Origin of the sequence: Flavobacterium sp. 123 (assembly GCF_003634825.1) — a bacterium.
Taxonomy (GTDB): domain Bacteria; phylum Bacteroidota; class Bacteroidia; order Flavobacteriales; family Flavobacteriaceae; genus Flavobacterium.
In genome coordinates this window covers 2,778,231-2,796,362 of the sequence record NZ_RBXD01000001.1, presented here as the reverse complement: position 1 = coordinate 2,796,362, position 18,132 = coordinate 2,778,231, and the positions used below count along the sequence as shown (strand labels likewise).

Annotated in this window: 18 protein-coding genes; 2 read left to right on the top strand and 16 right to left on the bottom strand. The window is 31.3% G+C overall.

What is annotated here, in order from left to right; all coding sequences use genetic code 11:
• From C8C88_RS12305 to C8C88_RS12290, 4 genes are read right to left on the bottom strand one after another with little or no spacing between them, the layout of a single operon-like run.
• On the bottom strand, window positions 1–1,440 hold the full coding sequence (locus tag C8C88_RS12305; RefSeq protein WP_121338406.1) for a DUF3570 domain-containing protein: 1,440 nt from the start codon (window positions 1,438–1,440) through the stop codon (window positions 1–3).
• Window positions 1,441–1,483: 43 nt separating this feature from the next.
• Complete coding sequence (locus C8C88_RS12300) at window positions 1,484–1,696, bottom strand: DUF4266 domain-containing protein (protein ID WP_199711417.1); 213 nt, start codon at window positions 1,694–1,696, stop codon at window positions 1,484–1,486.
• Window positions 1,697–1,712: 16 nt separating this feature from the next.
• A complete protein-coding gene (locus C8C88_RS12295) occupies window positions 1,713–2,696 on the bottom strand; it encodes an FAD:protein FMN transferase (protein ID WP_121338405.1) in 984 nt (327 codons plus the stop codon).
• Window positions 2,696–3,130, bottom strand: a complete 435-nt coding sequence (locus C8C88_RS12290; RefSeq protein ID WP_121338404.1) for a thioredoxin family protein — start codon at window positions 3,128–3,130, stop codon at window positions 2,696–2,698. The genes C8C88_RS12295 and C8C88_RS12290 overlap by 1 nt, the downstream gene beginning before the upstream one ends.
• A gap of 165 nt (window positions 3,131–3,295) precedes the next feature.
• On the opposite strand from C8C88_RS12290, the gene C8C88_RS12285 reads away from it, so the two are divergent.
• Together C8C88_RS12285 and C8C88_RS12280 are read left to right on the top strand one after the other, a co-directional pair.
• Complete coding sequence (locus C8C88_RS12285; protein ID WP_121338403.1) at window positions 3,296–5,395, top strand: LTA synthase family protein; 2,100 nt, start codon at window positions 3,296–3,298, stop codon at window positions 5,393–5,395.
• 60 nt (window positions 5,396–5,455) lie between these two features.
• Window positions 5,456–6,190: a YoaK family protein gene (locus tag C8C88_RS12280; RefSeq protein ID WP_121338402.1), complete on the top strand. Its 735-nt coding sequence runs from the start codon at window positions 5,456–5,458 to the stop codon at window positions 6,188–6,190.
• 17 nt (window positions 6,191–6,207) lie between these two features.
• Here the strand turns inward: C8C88_RS12280 and C8C88_RS12275 are convergent, their stop codons facing one another.
• From C8C88_RS12275 to lpxD, 12 genes are all read right to left on the bottom strand, one after another.
• Complete coding sequence (locus tag C8C88_RS12275) at window positions 6,208–7,188, bottom strand: YeiH family protein (protein ID WP_121338401.1); 981 nt, start codon at window positions 7,186–7,188, stop codon at window positions 6,208–6,210.
• Between the two features lie 74 nt (window positions 7,189–7,262).
• On the bottom strand, window positions 7,263–8,159 hold the full coding sequence (locus tag C8C88_RS12270) for a LysR family transcriptional regulator (RefSeq protein ID WP_121338400.1): 897 nt from the start codon (window positions 8,157–8,159) through the stop codon (window positions 7,263–7,265).
• Window positions 8,160–8,187: 28 nt separating this feature from the next.
• Window positions 8,188–10,215, bottom strand: a complete 2,028-nt coding sequence (locus C8C88_RS12265; protein ID WP_121338399.1) for a hypothetical protein — start codon at window positions 10,213–10,215, stop codon at window positions 8,188–8,190.
• A gap of 81 nt (window positions 10,216–10,296) precedes the next feature.
• Window positions 10,297–11,043: a 3-oxoacyl-[acyl-carrier-protein] reductase gene (gene fabG, locus C8C88_RS12260; protein WP_121338398.1), complete on the bottom strand. Its 747-nt coding sequence runs from the start codon at window positions 11,041–11,043 to the stop codon at window positions 10,297–10,299.
• 277 nt (window positions 11,044–11,320) lie between these two features.
• Window positions 11,321–11,749: a hypothetical protein gene (locus C8C88_RS12255; protein ID WP_121338397.1), complete on the bottom strand. Its 429-nt coding sequence runs from the start codon at window positions 11,747–11,749 to the stop codon at window positions 11,321–11,323.
• 78 nt (window positions 11,750–11,827) lie between these two features.
• Window positions 11,828–12,700 (bottom strand): succinate--CoA ligase subunit alpha, encoded by an 873-nt coding sequence (gene sucD, locus C8C88_RS12250; RefSeq protein ID WP_121338396.1) that lies wholly within the window; start codon window positions 12,698–12,700, stop codon window positions 11,828–11,830.
• Between the two features lie 95 nt (window positions 12,701–12,795).
• Window positions 12,796–13,158, bottom strand: a complete 363-nt coding sequence (locus C8C88_RS12245) for a nuclear transport factor 2 family protein (RefSeq protein ID WP_121338395.1) — start codon at window positions 13,156–13,158, stop codon at window positions 12,796–12,798.
• Window position 13,159: 1 nt separating this feature from the next.
• The gene (locus C8C88_RS12240; protein WP_121338394.1) at window positions 13,160–14,089 is read right to left on the bottom strand and encodes a UDP-3-O-(3-hydroxymyristoyl)glucosamine N-acyltransferase; all 930 of its coding nucleotides are present in this window, start codon (window positions 14,087–14,089) and stop codon (window positions 13,160–13,162) included.
• Between the two features lie 68 nt (window positions 14,090–14,157).
• Window positions 14,158–14,724: an elongation factor P gene (gene efp / locus C8C88_RS12235; RefSeq protein ID WP_121338393.1), complete on the bottom strand. Its 567-nt coding sequence runs from the start codon at window positions 14,722–14,724 to the stop codon at window positions 14,158–14,160.
• 97 nt (window positions 14,725–14,821) lie between these two features.
• Entirely contained in the window at window positions 14,822–15,607 is a 786-nt protein-coding gene (gene lpxA, locus C8C88_RS12230) for an acyl-ACP--UDP-N-acetylglucosamine O-acyltransferase (RefSeq protein WP_121338392.1), read from the bottom strand.
• Between the two features lie 70 nt (window positions 15,608–15,677).
• Window positions 15,678–17,066, bottom strand: coding sequence for a bifunctional UDP-3-O-[3-hydroxymyristoyl] N-acetylglucosamine deacetylase/3-hydroxyacyl-ACP dehydratase (locus C8C88_RS12225; protein WP_121338665.1), 1,389 nt, complete (start codon window positions 17,064–17,066; stop codon window positions 15,678–15,680).
• Window positions 17,059–18,102 carry a UDP-3-O-(3-hydroxymyristoyl)glucosamine N-acyltransferase gene (lpxD, locus tag C8C88_RS12220; protein WP_121338391.1) on the bottom strand — a complete coding sequence of 348 codons (1,044 nt, stop codon included), beginning with the start codon at window positions 18,100–18,102 and terminating at the stop codon, window positions 17,059–17,061. The genes C8C88_RS12225 and lpxD overlap by 8 nt, the downstream gene beginning before the upstream one ends.
• Window positions 18,103–18,132 lie beyond the last annotated feature (30 nt).

Sequence of the window (18,132 nt, the reverse complement as noted above, 5' to 3'; positions counted from 1 at the left end):
TTATTGCATAATAAACTTGAATCCTATGGTAGCAATATTTGCGGTTAAATCATCACTTCGTTTGTAATGATTGAATCTGAAATCAATATTTTTAAGTCCTAATTGCCAAATTTTAGCCTCTGTAAATATATCGGTATAACTGATTCCAAAACCAAATTGATTAGAGTTGAAAGTAGCTAAATCTGGATCAGAGGTATAAAATTCTTCGGTTGATAAATGCGTTTCGTATGGGGCGTAATACTTAGATTTTGTTTGCGTATAATAGCGATACATTGGGAAAATAGTGAACTTATCAGATACTTTAACCGGAAGCTCAACACTAGCAGTATGCGACTTTATGTTCCAATCATCTGAATAAAAGCGATAGTAGGTTCGTAACACAAATCGTTCGTTAATATAATAGTTTAAACGTGCACCTAAAGGAAGTTTAAATCGTGTATCAGGTAATCGCTCTATATCATCAGCTAATTTATAAACTGCTACATTAGAGGTACTTTCGTAATTATTTATATACTGTGCTTGACCAATGTAATAATTAGCCTTGTCGGCAAAATAAATTCGGTGATACGGTGTTGACAATAATCCTTGTTGTTGCAATACGTCAAAAAATATTGAAAATTGTAATTTTTTAGTCACTACCTGAGACAAACCAAAGGAAGCCGAATATGAATTTCTGTTCACCCCACTTACAGGTTGAAATGCGGATGGTAAATAACTATTTGTTGGAGTTCCATTTTGATTAAAAATAGTTACGCCACTAAAATATCCTTGGTTTAAGAAATTAATACCGTAATTTCCATATTCGTGAAGTTCTGTTGGATAAATAGGTCTCCATTGATCCAGATATGCATTTGCTTTTAAATTTAATTCGGTGTTTTTATCATTAAATAAAGCAGCTATTCCACCACCAAATCCCATAGATGTATAATCGAATTCATTAGAAAATGATGCATCAGCATTCCAAATAAAATTTCTAGAATCACTACTGTGACTATAATTTGCTGTTACAGCTACTAATTGGTCACTTTTTGAAGCACCAGATGAAGCTTGCCAAGGAGTTCCTTGTGGACCAGTAGCGGCTTTAGTTTGCGATTGACGATCATCATCACCTCTCCCACCAGAAGCTCCAGTAGCATTGAAAGGATTTATATTACTTGATGAAGCGGATGAATAAGCCGATATCCCTAAATCAACAGTCAATACATCATCATTATTTAAAGGCATAGCAACAACTATATTTGAAGTTACATCCGTCAGTTTTTCCGAACCAATACCACCTGATACTGCTGAATGCGCTCCATCTTGGTTGTAATAACTAGCCAAAAAATCAACTTCGGTACTCTCCAAAACTCTTTTTTTGAACTCTACGGAGGAATTATCCTTTTGCGCAAAAGCAATAGTGCTAATGAATAACGAGAATACTATTGTTTTTATTTTCATTTGAAATTATTGGTATTAAATTTTTTAATAGAAGTTGACACAATTAATTGCATCCACAACCTCCACCTGATTTTCCACCGTTAGCACCCGCAGCAGCTTCGCGATAGACCTGAAAGGCGGTTTCGTAGCGTTCTGTAGTTCTAGCAGAAAGTTTCATGTCAGGATCATTAATTTTTTCTTTTTCATATTCTCGTACGGTTGTACAGGATTGAAAAAGTAAAATCGCTAAAAACACAAAAGCCATTTTTTGTATCATTCTATTTATCTTTATATTATTCATATTTTTTTGTATCAATTCCTTTTGAAGAATGAATTTTACCTTTGTCATCAACAATAATGCATTCAATTCCTTTTAGTTGGTTCACTAAATCTAATCCTACATCTACTCCTAGCACAAAAATACCTGTTGCTAATGCATCGGCAATTTCAGTTTGTTTTGCAAAAACAGATACACTAACAACACCCATTGCTGGATAACCTGTTCTAGGATCTATAATATGCGAATAGCGAATGCCGTTGAAAATTACATATTTCTCATAACTTCCTGAAGTTTCTACGGCACTATTTTCTAAAGGAAAGGTTGCGAAGATTTTATTTTTATTCATTGGATTTACAATCCCAACCGTCCAAAGCTTTCCATCAGGTTGTTTTCCCCAAGTATTGATATCCCCAGAAACATTTACAATTCCGGATATACATCCTTTAGAAATCAATAATTCTTTTATTTTATCCGCAATGTATCCTTGACCAATTCCGCCAAGACCTAATTTCATTCCTGCGTTTTTCAAAAAAATAGTTTGCTCTTTTGAATCTAAAATAATGTTCTTGTATCCAATTTTAGCAACTGATTTTTTTATAGCTTCTGCAGTAGGCATTTCTTTCATGCTGCCATCAAATTTCCAAATTTTATCCATTGATGCATATGAAATATCAAAAGCACCAGATGTAATTTGTGAAATTTTAATTGAACGTTCTACCAAATCAAATACTTCTCGATCAACTTTTACAGCTTTTTGCCCTGAATTGCGATTAATTTCAGAAATTTGTGTTGTGGGAATCCAATCCGAAATTAAGTTTTCAATTCGTTTTACTTCGGCTACAGCCAAATCACAATATTTATTTCCTTCAACAGTATCCTTAGCTACTACAGTAATCTCAAAAGGACTACCTAACATGGATAACTTTCTTTTGTGAATTATTTGTCCAAAACTCACAAAAGAAATCAATAAAGCGACGATGATAATTTTAGCTTTCATTATTTTTCAAATGAATGAAGAAGTTCAATGTATTCTGGTGCAGAAACATTTTTATAGCCTGTCATTCCAAGTACTTTTCCTGTTTTGTCTAGTAGTACAACTAAAGGAAAACTACCATTTTTATTGTATTTTTCGGCTAATGCTTTATTGCTCTCTGTTAATTCTGGAGCTAATTGATTGGCTTTTTTCTTTGGAAAATCAGCTTTATAAATAACCCAATTTTTTTCAGAATCAACTTGAAAAGCTTCTGATTCCCAAATCATTTTTTCTAATTTTATACAAGGCGCACACCAATCAGAACCTGAAAAGACCAAAAGGATATTTTTATTTTCTTTTTCAGCTACCGTTTTTGCATTGTCAAAAGTAGTTTGCCAGTTCTGTGCATATGTAAAAGTTCCTATAAAAAGAAGTAGTATTACCATCGATTTTTTCATTGATCCACTTTTTTAAATTATTTGAGAGTAAAAATATTGATTTAAATCCTAAACTATTAATTTGTAGCTATATTTTAAGCGAATATTAATTTTAATAAAATATTAAGCTAGTCATAAAAACAAGCCTAAATAGTTTAGTTACATTTGTACTCAAATTATTTTATTATGCAATTGTTAAAGAAATTTTCTCCTTTTTATAATCTTACTCTTTTTTATATCTCAGTAAGCTTGATTTTGAGAGTTGTTTTGCTCTTCCATCCTATCACACAATCTACATTTGTTTTTACAGATACGATCAAAATATTTCTTTATGGAATCATTTCTGATTTTTTTGTATTCACCGTTATCAGTGGATTATTATGGATATATCTTATTTTTATTTCTAATTCAAAATACTACAAACCAACAGGCTATATTATTTTCGGTCTCTTTGTAGCGCTATTTTTATATGTTGCTTTTGGCAATACCATTCTGAATGAATATGGTGGTGCTTTACCAAAAATAGGAATGATATTTATAGGTCTAAAAACACTTTTATTTGGCTTGTTATTATTTCTTCCTAAGTATAGAAGTAAAATTAGATTTTGGCTTTTTAGCTTTGTGATGTTTCTATTTGTTGTTTTGATTTTACAAAACGCAATAAGCGAATATTTTTTCTGGAATGAATTTGGAGTGAAATACAATTTTATTGCTGTAAATTATTTGGTTTACACCAATGAGGTTATTGGTAATATTATGCAATCCTATCCTGTAATTCCTTTATTTACAGGTTTGTTTATTATTGCTGGAATTGTTACTTATTTTATAACAAAACGGTCTAAAAACTACATTGAAAGCATTCCTTCCTTCACGGATAAAATTAAAATTTCAGGAATTTACCTTACTTTATTAGGGCTTTCTTTATCTGCAATTCCTTTTATGGCAGACAAAGAGAATTCTCAAAATATTTTTGCAAATGAACTCCAATCAAATGGCGTTTATAAGTTTTATTTGGCCTTTATACATAGTGAATTAGACTATTTTAAGTTTTACAAAACGATTCCTAATAATGAGGCATATGCACAACTTAAAGAACAATTAACTACTATTTCTGGCGAAAACACATTGCGACAAATTAAAAGCACTGCTGCAGAAAATCATAAAAATGTAGTTCTGATAACTATTGAAAGTTATAGCGCTGATTTTATGAAAATGTATGGAAATGATAAAAATATTACTCCTTTTTTAGATAGTTTGGCAACTAAAAGTTTACTGTTTACAAATTTATATGCTGTAGGAAATAGAACGGTTCGAGGTCTTGAAGCTGTAACTTTATGTTTCCCTCCAACTGCTGGTGAAAGTGTTGTAAAAAGACAGGATAACAAAAACAAGTTTTCGACAGGAAGTATATTCAAACAAAAAGGATATAATGTAAAATTCCTTTATGGTGGCGATGCATTCTTTGACAATATGGAAGATTTCTTTTCAGGAAATGGATATGATATTGTAGATAAAAAAGCCTTTACTACTGAAGAAATTACTTTTGATAATGTTTGGGGAGTTTGTGATGAAGATATGGCGAATAAAGCTATCAAAGTGATGAACTCTGAAGCTAAAACTGGAAAACCATTTTTTAATCATTGGATGACGGTAAGTAATCATAGACCATTCACTTATCCAAATAATAAAATTGATATTCCTGGAGATGCAAAATCACGCGATGGAGGTGTTAAATACACGGATTACGCCTTGAACAAGTTTTTTAAAATGGCGCAAAAACAGCCTTGGTACAAGAACACAATTTTTGTTATTCTAGCAGATCATTGTGCATCAAGTGCTGGAAAAACAGAACTTCCAGTTGATAAATATAGAATTCCCGCAATGATTTATAGTCCAGGTGGTTTTGTAGAGGCAAAAAAATATACGAATCTGATGTCTCAAATTGATATTATGCCAACAGTATTTGGGCTATTAAATTTTAATTACCAAAGTAAATTTTACGGTCAGGATGTTCTGAAATCAGATTATAAGCCGAGAGCTTTAATTGCTACTTATCAAGATTTAGGTTTAATAAAAGACAATGTTTTGACTGTTATTTCCCCTAAACAATTGGTAAAACAATTTCAATTGACATTAAAACCTGATCCGAAAGTAGCTGCAGATTTCCAAATCTATTATGAGCAAGTTCCATTAACTAAAGAGCGTACTGATTTAGTGAACCAAACTATTGGATATTACCAGACCGCTTCGGATATTTTGAAGAAAAAGAAATACCAGAAACAATAGTTAATTGTAGTACTTGGTTTCGGGTTTATTAGTTGTAAATTTGATTTATATTATATTCTTATGTTTCGCCATAAAGGAAAAAATAGAACTTTCATTCATAATTTACGTCTGGCAACCCTATTGTCATTTGTGGCTGGGATTGTTAATATAACAGGAGTTTTAGCCATAAAAACATTAACTACTAATGTTACTGGGCATTTTGCCTATTTTGCAGAAGAAGTAATGCGGCAGGATTTTTCGGCAGCGATTACTTTTTTTGTATTTACCATTTTCTTTTTAATTGGATCTTTTACGTCTAATTTTTTATCTGAATTAATTTCAAAAACAAATCCGAATTTTTCTCATGTAATCCCAATTTCATTAGAAATCATAGTTTTATTTGGAGTGGGTATTTTTGGAATGGAATCTGATTTATCTTCTTTTAATGGGAAATGGATTGCTTTCGCGATGCTTTTTGCTATGGGAATCCAAAACTCATTGGTTACTAAAATTTCACAATCTACTGTTAGAACAACACATTTAACGGGTCTTTTTACAGATTTAGGGATTGAATTATCTCAGTTGTTTTTTTACAAAAAACCAGAGGAAACGAAACGGTTGAAAACAAGTATTTATTTGAGATTGTCAATCATCAGCTTCTTTTTTGTTGGGTGTTTTTCGGGAGGTTTTTTATATAGTTATATTAAAATGAAAACACTTTTAGTTTCTGTGTTTTTTTTATTGATAGCACTTATGTATGATTATATGAGATTTCAATTTCATATCATTAAAAGAAAAAGCAGAAGTAACTTGTAAAAGTGAAAGTTGTTTCTCTAGTTAAAAGAATACATAATTGTGATTAATGTAATTCCCGCAATTAAAACCCAAAGCAAGCTACCTTGAAGCAATGCTTTGATTCCAACAGATTTTAGCACGTTTATATTCAATCCTGCCCCAATTAAAAATAAAGTTACGGTAAGCCCAATTTTTGCTATTCCAACAAAATAAGAACCTACAAGAGCTATTTGATAAAAATAGGTATTTAATATCATCACTAAAATAAATGCTCCTATGAAATAAGGAATTTTAATTTTTCCAGATTTATTTTTAAAAAGAATAGACGTAATTAAAGCTACTGGAATAATCCACAAAGCTCTTGCTAATTTTACTGTTGTAGCTATTTGTAAAGCTTCTGCACCATATTTACTCGCTGCACCAATAACTGAACTCGTATCATGAATTGCAATAGCACACCATAAACCAAACTCGTTTTGTGATAAATGTAAGGCGTGGCCAATGATTGGAAACAAAAATAAAGCTACCGAATTCAATATAAAAATAACCCCTAACGCCACCGAAGTCTGTTTTTCATCTGATTTAATTACTGGTGCAATGGCAGCAATTGCACTACCACCACAAATAGCAGTCCCACAAGAAATTAGGTGTGCTATTTTTTTTTCTATTTTCAACCATTTTCCTAGAAATGCACCTAGAATCAAAGTACTTAGTATTGAGGCAATAGTAATTAATAATCCTTCTTGACTAGCCACAATAGCGTTATTGATATTCATACCAAATCCCAATCCTACAACTGAAAATTGCAATAGTATTGTAGTTGCTTTGTGGTTAAGGTGTAAAAAAGGATTCCCAAATAAGTTAGCAATAATCAAACCCATTAGCAAAGCTATTGCTGGAGATGCATAGGAAGTCATGCACAATAAAAGAAATGCTCCAAAAATAATTTGTTGACCAATTCTATTATTTTCAAAAATTGCGAATAGACTTTTGCTAAGTATTTTTTGGTTTGTTTCCATTGTAAAGTAATTCAATATTACTATACAAAGGTCTATTGATTAATTAAGATTAACCAATTGTATAATATAATCTACTATAACTTTAAATTATGATTTCCTGAAATGTTTTTGATGAATAATTCAGAGAGCGCATTAACTTTACCATGTAAAGTGATTATATAGAAAAAACGTTCAATTACTAAATTTTCAACATCTAATATTGTTAGTTCATTGTTTTTAAGCTCTTTTTCAATGGCATGAACAGAAATAAAGGCAACACAATTTGAGTTCATTAGGTAGGATTTTATACTTTCAGTACTGCCTAATTGCATTTCAATATTTAATTGTGAAAGATTAATATTAAAAGGTTTTAAAGCATATTCAATAACTTCAAGTGTTCCTGAACCTTGTTCTCTCATTACAAAAGACATGGCTTTAAGATCCTCAGCATTAATTTTATTTTTGTTAGCTAGGCAATTTTTTGTATTACAAACTAACACTAATTCATCTTTTAAAAACGGAGTATATTTAATCGATGTGTTTTTAGATTGCCCTTCCACTATTCCAATTTCAATTTCTTTTTTGAGTAAGGCATTTTCAATTTGTTCGGTATTTCCATTTAACAAATTGACTTTAATATCTAACGCTTTTTGATGAAAACGAGCTAATATTGGCGGAATTATGTATTGTGAAATAGTTGTGCTGGCTCCTAATCGCAACATTCCGTGCTGTTCATTTATTAGAGCTCCCATTTCAAAATCAATTTCTCTATAAATTTCAAAAATGCTTTTGGTGTGTTTTAGCAAAGCTTCACCGGCAATTGTTAAAGAAATTTTAGAACCATTTCTTTCAAAAAGCTTGATTTTATATTGTTCCTCTAGTTCTTGGATGTGTTTTGAAATGGCAGGTTGTGTAATAAATAATTCTGTTGCAGCTTTGGTAAAACTTAATCTATTGGCAACAGTATAAAATACTTTAAGTCTAAAATCCATAGTAATATTATTTTAACAACATTTAAATTTATAACAATCCGTTGTATTTTCTAAGAAACCATTCTATTGATAGTAAACTCAGAATTAATCCTAAAAGCCATTTCCAATCAATTAAAGGGGATTTTGTAATAATTTCTTTTTGTATGTCTTTATAATCTTGATTCTCTATAAGTGATTGAATTAGTTGATCAATTTGATTTGGGAAATAACTTGTTCCACTTGTTTGCTTTGCTAATTGCTCCAACCTTTCAACATCTGGATTCACAAATTGCTTTTCGATATCAAAATCTAGTATTTTGAAATGACTTGAATAGGACGTTTTAGAATTTAATTCATTTACCGAAAAAGAATAATTTCCCGCAGGAAGTCCATCAAGATTAACTTTATACGAATTTGTCCCTTTTAATAGATCGTAGTTTTTAATTTGCTTTGTTTCGGTATTCGTTACTTTAATAGCTAATCGTGCTTTTTCGTCAAACTCATAGTTTTTATTGAAGTATTGAGCTGAAATTTCAATGGCTTCTCCAGAATTATAAAAATTTTCATGCTCAACCACTAATGATTTTCTAATAGAATTAGAAGCTAAAAATTGAATAATCTTATCCATTAAAAGATCAAATTTTTCAAATGATTGCTTGTCAATATAACTCTGTAAGCGCCATTTCCAAATATTTTCTCCTAATAGAAAAGCAGAACGTTTTCCTTGATTTTCTGCAAAAGCTAATAGTGGTGCATTTGTTTCTAAAGCTCTTATTTTTGAAGAAAGCAATACATGAATATTCCCAGTAGTATTAATTGTGCCAAAAGTATTTTGCAAAGGCGGAAAATTCTCAAAGCCAATATTATCAGTTGCAAAGAGATTAAATTTCGAATTAAATTTAGCCAAATAATCTTCTTTTTGGCTACTCATTTTAAAGTTAAAGACATTTTGATATTGGTTCAAAAAAGAGAAATCAGTATTTGTTCCTGTAATGATAAACTTATTTACATCAGTTGATTTTGCGTTTTCAAAAACAGATTTAAATGAAGAGTCAGGTTGATACAAAATAAGAATATTGTAATTTTGTAAAGTATTGATTTCTTTTGGTTTAATTACAGTTACCTTTCGTTGAAGATTAGATTCAATTGATCGTTTCAAAGCACCAATATCAGGATGATTTAATGCAGAAACAATAGCAATATTTGTTTTTTGATCTATAATTTCAACAGCAAAATTCTTGGTGTTATTATAGTTGTTTTTCTCTTTCTCCTTTGAGGTTACATTGGCTTTAAATAGTTGCAATCCTATTTTATCTGCAGGCAAAAATAAAGTCACAACCGCAGATTTTTTTATTGGCGAAAACGTAATGTTTTGTTTGCTGATTAATTTATTTCCTTGTGATATACTGAAAGTAGCCGTTATTGTCTTGTCTCCTGAATATTGAATAAAAGTTTCTACAGGAAATTTATTTTTATAAAAAACATTTTTGTTCACGTTCAACTGATTTATTTTTAAATCCATAAATCGTGTGGTGTCGCCTACAATTAAAGGATAAACTTTATTAGTTGAATCAAAACTGTATAAATAGTCATTTCCAGTAGTTTGATTGCCATCGGTAATCAGAACAGTTGGGTATGATGTGTTTTTATAAATGTTTTTTAAATCTTTGGCAATAGCATCTAGATTGGTTTGCTTTCCTTTAAAGTTGAATTTTTCCGAAGCTTGAAATTCACTATCAAACTGAAATGATTGTACTTCGTATTTATCTTGTATCGCCTTGTTTGAAATAATCTTTTTATACAATTCAAGGGTTTTATTTTTAACATTTAATGCCACAATAGAACTAGAATTATCAACTACAACAGGTAAAGGAGGTTTTGAAATTTCTAAATTTTTTCTGCTAATAATTGGATTTATCAACAGAATAAAAACTCCAAAAATTATTAAAAAACGTAATAAAGCCAATAACAAATACAGATTTGATTTGTTATTGGCTTTATAAAGATATTGAAAAAACGACAAACCGCCAGTAATTACTATAGAAAGTAGTATTAATAGAACGGTTGCTGTTGTCATTCTTTTTTATTTAAAATAATGAATTTAAATTTTGAATTCTGCCACCATTTAAAATTCATTATTTATAATTTATAATTATTTTTATGTAAGCATTCCTCCGCATACATTCAGAACTTGTCCTGTAACGAATGCGCTCATATCAGAAGCAAAGAAAAGACATGCATTTGCAACATCTTCAGTTGTACCGCCACGTTTCAAAGGAATTCCATCTCTCCATCCTTTAACTACGTCTTCATTTAGTTTAGCAGTCATTTCAGTTTCGATAAATCCTGGAGCAATAACATTACAACGAATATTACGTGAACCTAATTCAAGAGCAACTGATTTTGAAAAACCAATAACTCCAGCTTTAGAAGCCGCATAATTAGTTTGGCCTGCATTTCCTTTTACACCAACAACACTACTCATATTAATAATTGAACCCGAACGTTGTTTCAAGAATGTTTTTTGAATTGCTTTAGTCATGTTGAAAACAGATTTCAAATTCACATCAATTACTTGATCAAAATCAGCTTCAGACATACGCATTAACAGGTTGTCCTTTGTAATTCCAGCATTATTGATTACAATATCAACAGTTCCAAAATCATTCAAAACAGCATCTACAAATGCTTGAGCCTCATCAAAATCAGCTGCATTAGATTGGTATCCTTTAGCTTTAATTCCAAGAGCATTCAACTCATTTTCTAAAGCTAAAGCAGATTCAACAGATGAACTGTAGGTAAATGCTACATTTGCTCCATGTTTTGCAAAAACTTCAGCAACTCCTTTTCCAATTCCACGACTTGCGCCAGTAATAATGGCTACTTTTCCTTCTAGTAATTTCATATTCTAAAATTAGATTTATTTTTATTTGAAGTTATTCCCTGCTATTCATTTCAATCTTTGTAAGTTTTAAAAAAACAAAACTTACAAAGGATTTCCATTGCTATCAGGACTATTTTATTCCTGTCAAATATAACAATAATTGTGGTTTTTTGAAATAATCCCTATTCAATTAAACCATTTTTATAGTGCTTAATTAATATTCTTGTAAAAATTAAAACGTAAATTAAATTAAAAAAGCTTTACCGTAGTAAAGCTTTCCATTCGTTTTTAGATAAAATTAAAAAGCAACATTCCATCTCGGTAATTTTGCATTTTCATCTAAGAAATTTTGCAAAACTTGCCCTTCTACAAATGTTGGAATTCCTTTTGTTTTTTCATTATACGTTTCATACCAAAGGACTTCAAGTCTTTCGATATTTTCCAACTTCATTTGTGCTGGCCAAGAATATTTTCTTCCTGTTTTAGCAAATTGATGACCGTTTACGATTTTGTCATACAATCCACCATTTTTGCTTTTTAGTGTTCCGTCATTTTGAACAGTCCCAGTAGAACCAACCATGATCAATTCTTTATCATCTCCATTTAAAGCATAAACCAGAAAAACACCACTTCCAGTTTCAGATGCATTACATACTTCTTCTAAACTATCTTCTTGACCAAAAGTAAAACTATTATTTACTTTGAACTTTTTTAACTCTTTGTACATTTTCTTTTCTATTGTATTTATTAAAAAAATACCCCACGAAAACCGTGAGGTATTTTATATCTTAGATTCTGTTTAGGATTAACCTAAAACTTCTTTTACTTTTTTACCAATTTCAGCAGGAGAATCAACTACGTGAATTCCATTCTCTCTCATGATTTGTTTTTTAGCTTCTGCTGTATCGTCAGAACCACCAACAATTGCACCAGCATGTCCCATTGTTCTTCCTGCTGGAGCAGTTACTCCTGCAATAAAACCAACAACTGGTTTACGGTTACCATCAGCTTTAATCCATTTAGCAGCATCAGCTTCTAATTGCCCACCAATTTCACCAATCATTACGATACATTCTGTTTCTGGATCGTTCATCAATAATTCAACAGCTTCTTTAGTAGTTGTTCCAATGATTGGATCTCCACCAATACCGATAGCCGTTGTGATTCCTAATCCTTGTTTTACAACTTGATCAGCTGCTTCATACGTTAAAGTTCCAGATTTAGAAACAATACCTACGGTACCTTTTTTGAAAACGAAACCTGGCATGATACCCACTTTAGCTTCACCTGGAGTGATTACACCTGGACAGTTAGGACCAATTAATCTAGCGTTTCTTTCTTTTACATAACCGTTTGCTTTAATCATATCAGCTACAGGAATACCTTCCGTAATTGCTATAATCACTTTGATTCCAGCATCAGCAGCTTCCATAATTGCATCGGCTGCAAAAGCTGGTGGTACAAAAATAATAGTTGTATCAGCACCTGCTTGATCAACTGCATCTTTTACAGTATTAAAAACGGGTCTGTCTAAATGTGTAGTTCCACCTTTTCCTGGTGTAACACCACCTACAACATTTGTACCGTATTCAATCATTTGTGAAGCATGGAATGTACCTTCGCTTCCTGTAAATCCTTGAACAATTATTTTGGAATCTTTATTAACTAAAACACTCATGATATATTTTTTATGTAGTTTTTAAAATCGTGTCACAAAAGTATAAAATTGTAAGCAGTAATTGGTATTCAAAATTCAGTTTTTTATTGCTAAATTTAAGATATTTGGCTCATTTGATAGCCTCTATATAATTTATTGTCTTTTATTTGCCAAATTGCTATAAAATGTGCCAAAAGCATTTCTTCTCTTGGGTTTTCAATTGTCTTGACAAAATGAGAATATCGAACAGAAATTAAATCGTTTTCAGCAACAATATGACTAATTCGTACTTTGGATCTTACATAAGCTTTGTTCAATTCAGCAGCTAAATTTATTATGGAATCATAATTCATTTGGATAAAACCTTTACTACTATTCCAATCCAAAACAATTTCAGGATGTATAAAGTCTTTCATGACTTCACTATCAATTAGTGCATCTGATTTATAAAATTTTTGAACAATTTCTTTAGGAGACATACTATTTCAGTTTATTTAGAATTTCAGGAATTTTTTTAATATTCGCTAGTTGCTTCAATTTTTCTCTTGATTCTTCAATTGGGGTTCCAAAATAAGATTTACCACCTTCAACGGATTTAGTAACTCCTGTTTGTCCAAGTATTACAGCTTTCGCACCAATTGTTATTCCGCTTGTTGTGCCTACTTGTCCCCATAATGTAACTTCGTCTTCAATAATTACACAACCTGCAATTCCTGTTTGAGAAGCTATTAAACATTTTTTGCCTATTACGGTATCATGTCCAACATGAACTTGATTGTCAATTTTTGTTCCTTCACCAATTGTAGTATCTCCAGAAACGCCTTTGTCTATTGTGCAAAGTGCTCCAATACCCACATTATCTTCGATAATAACTCTTCCTCCCGAAATTAATTGATCAAATCCTTCTGCGCGTTTTTTATAATAAAAAGCATCCGCACCAAGAACAGTTCCAGCATGAATAATAACATTATCTCCAATTATGGTGTGATCGTAAATTGAGACATTAGAATGAATTAGACAATTTTTTCCAATACTAACGTGGTTTCCTATAAAAGTATTGGGTTGAATTATGGTGTTTTCTCCTATTTTAGCTGAAGAAGCTATTGAAACATTAGAAAACTGAAAAGGTCTAAAGTGTTTTGTTAAAGTATTGAAATCTCTAAAAGGATCGTCAGAAATCAATAACGCTTTTCCTTCAGGGCAATCTACTTTTTTATTAATTAAAACGATAGTTGCAGCCGAATTTAATGCCTTTTCATAGTATTTAGGATGATCTACAAAAACAATATCACCTGATTCAACAACATGAATCTCATTCATGCCTGATACAGGGAAATTTTCATTACCAACATATTCGCAGTTGATAATAGTAGCAATTTCTTTTAGGGTTTGTGTTTTTGAAAATTTCATTTATTGGTTTTAGTTGTTAGTTGGTGGTTGATGGTTTTGAAACAATCAACCATCAACCGTAACTAAATCTATTCCTTAACTCGTTCCATATAAGAACCTGTTGTAGTATCTATTTTAATTTTGTCCCCTTCATTGATAAACAAAGGAACATTTACTGTAGCTCCTGTTTCAACTGTAGCTGATTTTGTAGCATTTGTTGCTGTATTTCCTTTAACTCCTGGTTCAGCATAAGTAACTTCAAGTACTACTGAAGCTGGCATATCAACTGAAAGAGGTAAATCAGTTTCAGTATTGATACTAATCATTACGTTTTCACCTTCTTTCAATAATTCTGGTGAATCTAAAACATTTTTGTTTAATGATATTTGTTCAAAAGATTCTACATTCATAAAATGAAATAAATCACCTTCAGGATATAAAAATTGGAATTTGTGGTTTTCTACACGTACTTCTTCAATTTTATGTCCAGCAGAAAATGTATTGTCCAATACTTTTCCGTTCGTTAAACTTTTAAGTTTTGTTCTAACAAAAGCAGGACCTTTACCTGGTTTTACGTGAAGGAATTCAATGATTTTATAAATGTCGTTGTTGTATTTAATACACAATCCGTTTTTAATATCTGAAGTAGATGCCATTTTAAGTTTATTTGTTGATTCGTTTATTTATTAATTTGTTTGGTTTCAAAATCACTTATTTGTTTTCGGTTAAACAAATAAACGATTGAACTTTTATTTAAGAATTTCCAGAATATCCTTTCATGATTCCTCTTGAAGAGTTTCTGATAAAATCTAATATTTCATCACGTTCTGGAGTTGCTTCCATTTCCGCCTCGATGATCCCAATTGCTTGAGTTGTATTGTAATTTTTTTGATATAAAATTCTATAAATATCTTGAATTTCTCTTATTTTTTCAGGAGTGAATCCTCTTCTTCTAAGTCCAACAGAATTTATTCCAACAAAAGACAAAGGCTCTTTTGCCGCTTTAGTATAAGGGGGAACGTCTTTTCTTAACAAAGAACCTCCTGAAATCATAGCGTGATCACCAACACTAATAAATTGATGTACTGCTGATAATCCACCAATAATAGCATAATTCCCGATGGTAACATGTCCTCCTAAAAGTACTCCATTGACAATAATAGCATTATCTCCTATGTGACAATCATGAGCAATATGGGCAGCTGCCATGATTAGACAATTGTTTCCAATCAATGTCTGACCCGATGCAATTGTACCTCTATTAATGGTTACACATTCTCTAATTGTACAATTATCACCAATTATTGCCAGTGAATCTTCTCCGCCAAATTTTAAATCTTGTGGAACTGCTGAAATTACTGCTCCTGGAAAAATATTGCAATTTTTTCCAATTCTTGCGCCTTCCATTATGGTAACATTAGAACCAATCCAAGTTCCATCACCAATAACAACATTATTGTGAATGGTTGTAAACGGCTCTATTACTACATTTTTGGCGATTTTTGCGCCTGGATGAACATATGCTAACGGTTGATTCATATTCTTTATTTAATCGTTTAACTGTTGAATGGATTAACCGAATAAACGATCAGCCAAATCAACAAAAAAATTACTGTTTTTTAGCAATTTGTGCCATTAATTCTGCTTCAGCCACAAGTTTTCCATTTGCGTAAGCATTAGCTTGCATGTGACAAATCCCTCTTCTTATAGGTGTAATCAAATCACATTTAAAAATTAAGGTATCGCCAGGAAGCACTTTGTGTTTGAACTTAACATTATCTATTTTCATGAAATAGGTCAAATAATTTTCTGGATCTGGAACGGTACTAAGTACTAATATCCCGCCTGTTTGTGCCATTGCTTCCACAATGATTACACCAGGCATTACTGGAGCTCCAGGAAAATGTCCAACAAAGAAACCTTCGTTCATAGTAACGTTTTTCAAACCTACAATGTGGCTATCAGACATTTCTATAATTCTGTCAATAAATAAAAATGGAGGTCTGTGTGGCAGAACCGACATGATTTTATGAATGTCCATCAATGGTTCTTGATTCAAATCATAAACAGGAACAAAATTACGTTGTTCAATTTTTATGATTTTAGCCATTTTTTTTGCAAATTGAGTATTTACAAAATGTCCTGGTTTATTAGCAATAATTTTACCTTGAATTCGTGTTCCTATTAAAGATAAATCTCCAACAACATCAAGTAATTTGTGTCTTGCAGCTTCGTTTGGATAATGTAAAGTAAGATTATCTAATATTCCGTTTGATTTTACAGTTAGTTCGTCTTTACCAAAAACCTTTTTTAGGTTTTCCATTGTAGATGCAGAAATTTCTTTATCTACATAAACGATAGCATTATTTAAATCGCCACCTTTTATTAAACCATTTTCTAATAATGATTCTAATTCATGTAAAAAACTAAATGTTCTTGACTCAGATATTTCTGTTTTAAAGTCATCAAGACTTTTCATCGTTGCATTTTGAGTTCCTAAAATTTTAGTTCCAAAATCAACCATAGTTGTAATACAATAATGATCGCTTGGCATTACTAAAATTTCACTTCCTGTAGCCTCGTCAGTAAAAGAAATTACTTCTTTAACTACATAAACATTTCGTTTTGCTTCTTGTTCTTCGATTCCAGCTTTTTCAACAGCTTCAACAAAGTATTTAGATGAACCGTCCATGATAGGAAGTTCGGATGCATTTAATTCAATAATAACATTATCTAAATCACAACCTACTAATGCAGCTAAAACATGTTCTGGGGTTTGAATTTTTACACCAAGTTTCTCTAAATTAGTTCCTCTTTGTGTATTCACAACATAATTTGCATCAGCCTCAACTATAGGATGACCTTCCAAATCTAATCTTACAAATGTAAAACCATTATTGACTGGAGCAGGTTTAAAAGTCATTGTAACTTCTTTTCCTGTGTGTAATCCAACTCCTGTTAGCGAGATTTGTGTTTTGATGGTTTTCTGTTTAACCATTGTTTCCATTTTTTTGGTTTAATATTTCTTTTTTTAATTCTTCTATTTCAGCAACTATTTTAGGCAAATTCTTGAAATGAACATATGATTTACTAAAATCATTGTATCCAAATGTTGGACTTCCTTGTAAGATTTCATCATCTTTAATGTTTCTTCCTACGCCTGATTGGGCCTGAATTCGAACATTATTTCCTATTGTTAAATGCCCTGCAATTCCTACCTGGCCACCTATCATTCCGTTTTTTCCTATTTTTGTAGAACCAGCCACGCCTGTTTGTGCTGCAATAACGGTGTTCTCTCCTATTTCAACATTGTGGGCAATCTGAATTTGATTGTCAAGCTTCACTCCTTTTCTGATTATTGTAGAACCCATTGTAGCTCTATCAATAGTTGTACAAGAACCAATATCGACATTGTCTTCAATTACTACATTACCAATTTGAGGTATTTTAGTATAGGTTCCATCAGGATTTGGTGCAAAACCAAAACCATCGGCACCAATTATTGCTCCAGAATGAATAGTACAATCATTGCCTATAATTGTTTCCGAATAGATTTTTGCACCAGCAAAAATAGTCACATTATCTCCTAAAACAACATTATCGCCCAAGAAACAATTAGGATAAATTTTGACATTATTACCTAAAATCACATTTTGTCCTAAATAACTAAAACTACCTAAGTATAAATTTTCGCCGTATTTTACACTTTCAGAAATAAACGAAGGCTGTTCAATCCCGGTTTTATTTAATTTAACTTGATTGTAAAATTCTAATAATTTTGAAAAAGAAGCATAAGCATCTTCAACTTTTATCAATGTAGTAGTTAATTCATGTTCAGGAACAAAGGTGTCATTAACAATCGTCACAGATGCCTTTGTGGTATAGATATAATTCAGGTATTTAGGATTTGCTAAAAAGGTAAGCGATCCTTCATAACCTTCTTCAATTTTAGACAATTGAGAAACTTCAGCATTGGGATTCCCAACTACTTCTCCTTCTAAAATTCCCGCTATTTGTTCTGCTGTAAATTTCATTCCGACAAAAATATAAAAAATAGATTTTAA